This is a genomic window from Streptomyces sp. adm13(2018), from assembly GCF_008042145.1.
Taxonomy (GTDB): Bacteria; Actinomycetota; Actinomycetes; order Streptomycetales; family Streptomycetaceae; genus Streptomyces.
Genome location: NZ_RDBH01000196.1, coordinates 1 through 6,983 on the forward strand (window position 1 = coordinate 1; position 6,983 = coordinate 6,983).

4 protein-coding genes and 2 pseudogenes are annotated in these 6,983 nt (G+C 74.9%); 2 read left to right on the plus strand and 4 right to left on the minus strand.

Annotated features, from left to right (window positions below; all coding sequences use genetic code 11):
- The 4 genes and pseudogenes from EAO70_RS35470 to eccE form a co-directional block, all read right to left on the minus strand.
- Positions 1–781: pseudogene (locus EAO70_RS35470) on the minus strand (hypothetical protein); the annotation flags it as partial.
- 738 nt (positions 782–1,519) lie between these two features.
- Positions 1,520–1,753: pseudogene (locus EAO70_RS40535) on the minus strand (SCO5717 family growth-regulating ATPase); the annotation flags it as partial.
- Between the two features lie 120 nt (positions 1,754–1,873).
- Positions 1,874–2,716: a hypothetical protein gene (locus EAO70_RS35480; RefSeq protein WP_261993211.1), complete on the minus strand. Its 843-nt coding sequence runs from the start codon at positions 2,714–2,716 to the stop codon at positions 1,874–1,876.
- Entirely contained in the window at positions 2,716–4,017 is a 1,302-nt protein-coding gene (gene eccE / locus EAO70_RS35485) for a type VII secretion protein EccE (RefSeq protein ID WP_148006920.1), read from the minus strand. The genes EAO70_RS35480 and eccE overlap by 1 nt, the downstream gene beginning before the upstream one ends.
- A gap of 189 nt (positions 4,018–4,206) precedes the next feature.
- On the opposite strand from eccE, the gene eccB reads away from it, so the two are divergent.
- Both eccB and mycP read left to right on the plus strand, forming a co-directional pair.
- Positions 4,207–5,757, plus strand: a complete 1,551-nt coding sequence (eccB, locus tag EAO70_RS35490; protein WP_148006921.1) for a type VII secretion protein EccB — start codon at positions 4,207–4,209, stop codon at positions 5,755–5,757.
- A gap of 297 nt (positions 5,758–6,054) precedes the next feature.
- The coding region (gene mycP, locus EAO70_RS35495) for a type VII secretion-associated serine protease mycosin (protein WP_410091594.1) at positions 6,055–6,983 on the plus strand (929 nt) is incomplete at its 3' end.

Consider the following 6,983-nt stretch of genomic DNA (forward strand, 5'->3'; position numbering starts at 1 on the left):
GCGGCAGCCCGGCGCCGGCCTGCGGCCCGGCGGGCGGCAGGGGCCGGCCGGGCGCGGGCGGCGGGACGGCACCGGGGCCGGGGAACGGTCCGGGAGCCGCGTCGGGGGCGAAGCCCTGCGGTGCGGCGTCGGCCGGCGGGTACGGGACGGGGGCGAGCGGCTCCGTCAGGGCCTCGGGAGCGGGGGCCGCGGGAGCCGCCTCCGGCTCGGGGCGCGCGGTGCCGGCGGCGTCCACGGGTGCGGCGTCCACGGGTGCGGCGTCGGTCACCGGGTCGGACTCCGGGGTGGAGTCCTCGGGGGAGTCCTGGGCGGAGTCCTCGGGGGAGTGCCCGGCGGGGTCTGAGGCGGACTCCGGCTCGGCGTCCTCAGCGGACGGGGTCCGGGAGACGTCGGTCTCCTCGTCGTTCGCGACCGCGTCGCGGGTCTCCGGAGTCTCGGAGGCCTCAGAGGTCTCAGAGGTCTCGGAGGTCTCGGAGGTCTCGGAGCCCTCCGAGGGCTCGGGCGCCCCAGCCGTCTCGGCAGCCTTGGGGGCGTCCGTCGCCTCCGAGCGCTCCGGCCCGTGCGGGGCCTCGGCGGAGAGGGCGTCCTCCCGGCGGGGCTCCGTGGCGTCGGAGGCCGCGGGATCGGTGGTCCCGGTCGGGGCGCCGCCGTCGGCCGACGCGCCGCTCCCGGAGGTCCCGGCTGCCACCGGCTCTTCCGCGCCGGCCGCGTGCGCCGCCGGGGCGGCCTCGGCCCTGCGCTCGGCGATCTCGCGCTGTAGCGCCGCCGGGGAGAAGCGCATGGTCGAGCCGCTCTCCACGTCCCCGCCCCCGAAGGGCGCCGAGGACGCGGGAGCCTGAGTACCGGGCAGCGGAGCGGGCGGCGGGAAGGCGCCCGGCGCCGAGGCGTCGGCGGCCGGGACGCCCGGGGGCGTCGCGACCGGAGGAGCGGCGAAGGGAGGCGGGGCGACCGGAGGCGTCACCACGGGGGGTACGGCGGCCGGGGGCACGGCCGCGGGAGGCACGGCGGCCTGCGGCGCCCCGGCGGGAGGCTGGTGACCGGGGAAAGCCTCGTGCGCGATCGGGGGCTGGTGGCCCTGGGCAGGCTCATGCCCCGCGGAAGGCTGCTGACCGGGGAAAGGCTGCTGACCGTGGACGGGCTGGTGCCCGGCGGGAGGCTGGTACCCGGCGCCCGGGGGCATGCCCTCCGCGGGACCACCGCCCAGGGGCGTACCAGGCACATACGTACCAGGCGCGTAAGCACCCGGCACCGGAGTGCCCCCGGCAGGCGTACCCGGCGCCGGCATCCCCCCGACGGGCGTGCCCGGCACCGGAGTTCCCCCCGCAGGCGTGCCCGGCACCGGAGCTCCCCCCGCAGGCGTGCCCGGCACCGGAGTCCCCCCGGCCGGCGTGCCCGCCGGGGGCGCCCCCGTGTTCCAGCTCGGCTCGAAGCCGCTGCCCGCCGGGAGGCCGGGCACCGGGGCGCCGCTCGGCGGCGGGGGAGTGGCACCGCCGGCCCCCGCACCGCCCGACGCGTTCTGCGTGTACCAGGCCGGCGGGGTGTAGTCGATGGTGAACTCACCCGTCATCTCGGCGGGATCCGCGTCGGACTGATCGTCGGCGGGCGGACTCCAACCCCCGCGGATCTCGTCGCGATCGCCGTTCACTTTGCCTCCTGGTGTGGTCGAGCACCCTTGTGCCGTGGTGGGGCGGGGCTCTTCCACCCTAATCGGCGCGGGCAACCCCCGGGCAGGCCCGAGGACCCCACCGCGCACGTCCCCATGGCCCGGTCCGGCCCCCAAGTGACCCGCCCGCGTCGCAGAGTGAGAACCCCGACCGTTCAAATCGATGCAAAAACGGACGTACTTGAACGTCTTCAGGCCGTTACGTGCCGCTCAGTCCATTCTGCGCGCGGCGCCCAACAATCCGGTCTCGGCGTCGGTCCCCTGGGTCATGACGAACTGGCGGTCGCCGGGCGTGCACCAGAGCGTCACCCCGTCCGCGAGCGTGGAGAGCGCCTCGTACTCGTGGCGCGGCAGGCCCATGATGCGGCCGATCTGGGTGGCCTCGTCGGGCGAGACCCGCTGGACTCCGACCAGCGAGGACTTCTCCAGGAGCCGGGGCGCGACCGGGCTCAGATAGGGCAGCAGCGTGACCACCGACTGCCAGGGCGCCGACACCACGCGGCCGCGCGGCGGCCGCATGCCGCAGTCGCGGACCACGACCACGGGACTGCCCGCGGACGCGCCCTGCGGCGGCACGCGTCCCACGTCGTGCAGCGCGATGCACGGCTGACCGCCGCCTGCGGCCTGCGCGAGCGCCGTCCAGGCCTGCGCGCGACCGGTCTCCACCGCGACCCGGGCCCCCGTCGCGGCCGCCCGGAGGGCCAGCACCTGCGCGGTCCACAGACCACCGATGAGCGTGATGTCGTACGGGACGGGCCGGTTGATGCCGAGCACGGCGGGCCGGTTCTCGGCGTCGACGCCGATCACCATGCCGTCGTCGCCGACCGGCAGGGCCAGCGCCTCCAATTGGTCGAGGGGGACTGAGTGCCGGTCGCGGCGCGGTCCGACCAGCCCGAAGCCGAAGCGGGGCTTGGTGCCCCGGCCGGCCCGCGAGGCTCCCCGGGAAGCGGCCCGGCCCGAACCCTGGCGCGCCGGGCCACCGAAGGAAGCCGGGCCGCCGAAGGAAGAGGAAGAGGGGGAAGAAGAGGAAGAAGAGGAGGCGGCGTGGGACATCAGCGCGCACCCCCCAGCGGAAGCGTCGCGAGGATGCCCGGCACCTGTTCGCGGTCCAGCCGCACGAGCCCCGTCCTCACCCCGCGCGCCGCGCGCTCCAGTTCGTGGCGCGCCGCCACCAGTTCCTCGTCGCTGCGCCCGGTGATGCGGACGTGCCCGGTCACCGTCACCTCCTGCCGGTCCCCGCCGCTCAGCGTCAGGCTGAACGTCGTCGCGAGGGCGGGCAGCGAGGTCAGCAGGGCCACCAGCTGGGGCATCGAGGCCCCCGAACCGCCCTGGCCGCCGAGCTGCGGCCAGCGCCCCACCCAGTACGTCGTGTGCCGCCGGTCGTCCACCCGCCAGGTCCGCGCGGTCTCCTGGGTCCGGCGTCCCTGCGTCTGTCCCCGGCCCGCCTGGGCTATCGCCATCGGGCTGGCGCAGGTCGAGGTGGCCAGCGCCGAGACGAGTTCCTGCTCCGTCAGCACGCTCGCCGCGAACCCGGCGCCCGCGAGGCGGCTCGCCAGCTGGTCCGCCGCCCGCACCACGCACTTCTGCGCGCCCTTGAGGCCGCCGCCGCGGGCGGCGACCGCCTCCGGGCAGAGTTCGGGGTCGAGCTTGAGCGCGATCCAGGTGATCCGTACGGCGGGCGAACCCGTCTGCGCCTGGAGCGGTCCGTAGTTGCGCGCGGCCATCGACTGGGCGGGCAGGTGCGGCGCGGGCGCGGGCTGCGTGTGCTGCACGATCTGCGCCGACTCCAGGCGGATGCCGTCCACGCTCAGCACGTCCCGGACCAGCCCGACGGGCAGCGGCGCGGCCGCCCGGTCCGGGCGCAGCGCCGTCCCCTCCGACTCCACCCGCAGGACCGCGGTCAGGAAGGTGCCGTCGCCGACCATGCCGACCGGGCGCCGGTCGCGGTCGCTGTATCCGTAGGTCCGCAACGCCGGGTCGCACTCCACGACCGGGGCGATCCCCGGCTCGGTGCCCTCGGGCACGGTGAAGGACGAGGCCCGGCGGGTGCGCGTGCGCAGCGCGAGGAACGTTCCGAGCCACTCGGGCAGCGAGCGGCGGTGCCGGCGGACGACCGCCATCAGGACGAGCGCGACGGCGACGACGCCCGCGGGCACCATCAGCATCGGCTCGACGACCCAGGCGACGAGCATCAGCGCCGCCGCCACCTCGATCAGTACGAGCTGTTGCAATTGGAACGAACCGAAGTGTCCGGGGCGGGCCTGGAGCTTCGGTGAGACCGAGGACGCAGGCCCCGTGGACGGGGGTTCGGAGGCGGTGGCCGCGGCGGGCCGCGTCCGCGTCGCGGAAACCATGATGGAGAATCCCCCTCAATTCATCCCGATCACCCTGGCCCGCCAGGGCTTTGGCGGCCGGATCACCCTACCCGCCCCACGAACCCCACGGGACAGCAGGCATAGTAGGGGGCCGGTCCGACGGCCGGGGCCCGGGTGCCACCTCCCCGGCTCCCGCGCGAAGATCGCGCCTGACGAGAATGGGGACTCATGGCATCGCGGCGGGACGAGCTCAACGCGTACACCTTTGCGAAGAAGCGCACGGTGGCGGCATTCCTCCAACCCTCGCCCTCGGGTACGGAGGAGGGGGCGCCGAAGCCGCTGCGCGCGATCCTTCCGGGGCTGATCGTCGCCGCGCTCGTGGTGGCCGGGTTCGGCGCCTGGGGCATGTTCAAGCCGAACGCCCCGAAGGGCTGGGACACCCCCAAGACCCGGGTCATCGTCGGCAAGCAGTCGACGACCCGGTACGTGGTCCTGGAGACGGGCACCGGCAAGGACAAGAAGACGCTGCTCCACCCGGTCCTCAACCTGGCCTCCGCCCGCCTCCTCCTCGACCCCGACCAGTTCCAGGTCGTGCAGGTCGCCGACGAGTTCCTCGACCGCGGCAAGCTGCCGCGCGGACCCATCATCGGCATCCCGTACGCCCCCGACCGGCTGCCCAGCGCGGACGAGGCGGGCAAGGCGAAGCGCTGGGCGGTCTGCGAGCAGCCCGGCGGCGGCGCCGGGGCCAGCGTCCAGAAGGCGACGTTCCTCTTCGCCGAGCGGGAGGTGAAGCTCACCGAGGGCGGCAACCGGCTCGACGACGGCGAGGTCCTGTACGTCAAGGGGCAGGCGGGCTCCGCCCAGTTCCTCGTCGACCACACCGGCACCAAGTACCCGGTGAAGGCCGAGTCCACCGGACTGCTCACCGCGCTCGTCGGCCTCGGCAAGGAGCCCCAGCCGGTCACCGACGACTGGCTCGCCACGCTGAAGACCGGCGACGAGATCGACTTCCCGCGCATCGACAGCGCTGAGGTCGGCCGCCCCACCCAGGTCGCCGGCGCCACCCTGACCGAGACGGAGAGCCGGATCGGCAACGTCCTCCTGGCCCCCACCGGCTCCGGACCCCAGCACTACGTCGTCCTCCCCGGGAAGGTGCAGCCGGTCACGCCGTTCACGGCCTGGCTGCTCATCAACGCCCCGCAGACCCGCTCGCTCGACATGGACGGCAAGCCCACCCCGGCCGACGCCTCCTCCTTCGTCCCCGACCCCACCGTCTTCCACGGCGAGGCGAACTGGCCGAAGCTGAAGTCCACGCAGGTCAACGCCCTCTCCGGGCCGGGCGCCCGGGACACCGTGTGCAGCGTCCTCACCGGCGTCGACGACAAGGGGCGGACGACCCTCACCACCTGGGCCGGCCCCCAGTACCCGGCGGACATCACCGCGGGCGGCAGCAGCACGTACGTCACCCCCGGCACCGGCCTGCTCTACACCCAGATCCAGGGCCGGCAGAAGGCGCCCGACGGCTCGCTGTTCCTGGTCACCGACACGGGTCTGCGCTACGCGGTGCAGGCCAACGGCGACAGCGACTCCGCCCGCTCCGAGATCGGGGCCGGGGACAAGGAGAAGCCGACCGACGGCCGCCCGGAACCGAGCGACGCCCAGAAGCATCTCGGCTACGAGAAGGTCGTGCCGGCCCTGGTCCCGCTCGAATGGTCCGAGTTCCTGTCCAAGGGCCCCCGGCTCGACTCCAACAGCGCGGCCCAGCCGCAGGGTTCCTAGGGGGTGCGCACGGTGACGACCTCCCGCACGCCCGCCCGCGCCATATCCCGTACGACGTCCGGTACGCCCTCCGCCGAGGCGGCCGGCGCCAGGTCCCGTACGCCCTCCCGCGAGGCAACTGGCGCCAGGTCCCGTACGCCCTCTCGTACGCCCTCCCGCACGGCCGCGCTCCTCGCCGCCGGCACCCTCACCGCGCTCCTCGCCGCCCCCGGCGCCGCCTCGGCCGCCCCGGACCACCGCGAAGGCCGCCCCGGGGCCGGCCCCGCCCTCAACGGCAGCGGCGAGTGCACCTTCCCCATGAAGAAGCAGATCGCCGACACCCCCTGGCCGCTCCAGCGGGTCCTGCTCGACGAGCTGTGGCAGGACACCAAGGGCAAAGGAGTCCGGGTCGCGGTCATCGACACCGGCGTCGACGACGTCAACCCGCAGCTGCGGACCGCGGTCGACGCCAAGGCGGGCAAGGACTACCTCAAGCCCGACAAGAAGAACCCCGGCCTCGACGACGCGCAGCGCGGCAAGACCGACGGCACCGTCGACCAGGTCGGACACGGCACCAAGGTGGCCGGCATCATCGCCGCCCGCCCCCGTCCGGGGACCGGGTTCGTCGGACTCGCCCCCGAGGCGACGATCATCCCGATCCGGCAGAACGACGAGAAGAACAGCGGTAAGGCCGACAGCATGGCGGAGGCCGTCAAGTGGGCCGTCGCCAAGGGCGCCCACGTCATCAACATCTCGCAGGACACCACCGCGCGCCTCGGGCCCGAGACGGACCTGGCGAAGGCGGTGGCCGAGGCCGTCAGGAAGGACGTCGTCGTCGTCGCCTCCGCAGGCAACGACGGCATGGACGGCACCGCGAAGATGACCTACCCGGCCGCCTTCCCCGGCGTCCTCGCGGTCGCCTCCTCCGACCGGAACAACGAGCGCGCCGCGTTCTCCCAGGCGGGCCCCATGGTGGGGGTCGCCGCGCCCGGCGTCGACATCGTCTCCACCGTCCCCGGCGGCGGCCAGTGCGTCGACAACGGCACCAGCTTCTCCGCGCCGTACGTCGCCGGCGTCGCCGCCCTGCTCCGCGCCGAGCACAAGGACTGGAGCGCGGCCCAGATCATCGCCCGGATCCAGCAGACCGCCGTCCGCTCGGTCAACGGGCGCGACAACTACGTGGGTTGGGGCGTCGTCGACCCGGTGCGCGCCCTCGCGGACGCCCCCGGGACGCCGCCGGCCGCGCC

Excerpts from the sequence above, each read along its gene's own strand:
- eccE (WP_148006920.1), bottom strand. The coding sequence starts at position 4,017 with ATGGTTTCCGCGACGCGGACGCGGCCCGCCGCGGCCACCGCCTCCGAA.
- EAO70_RS35480 (WP_261993211.1), bottom strand. The coding sequence starts at position 2,716 with ATGTCCCACGCCGCCTCCTCTTCTTCCTCTTCTTCCCCCTCTTCCTCT.
- eccB (WP_148006921.1), top strand. The coding sequence starts at position 4,207 with ATGGCATCGCGGCGGGACGAGCTCAACGCGTACACCTTTGCGAAGAAG.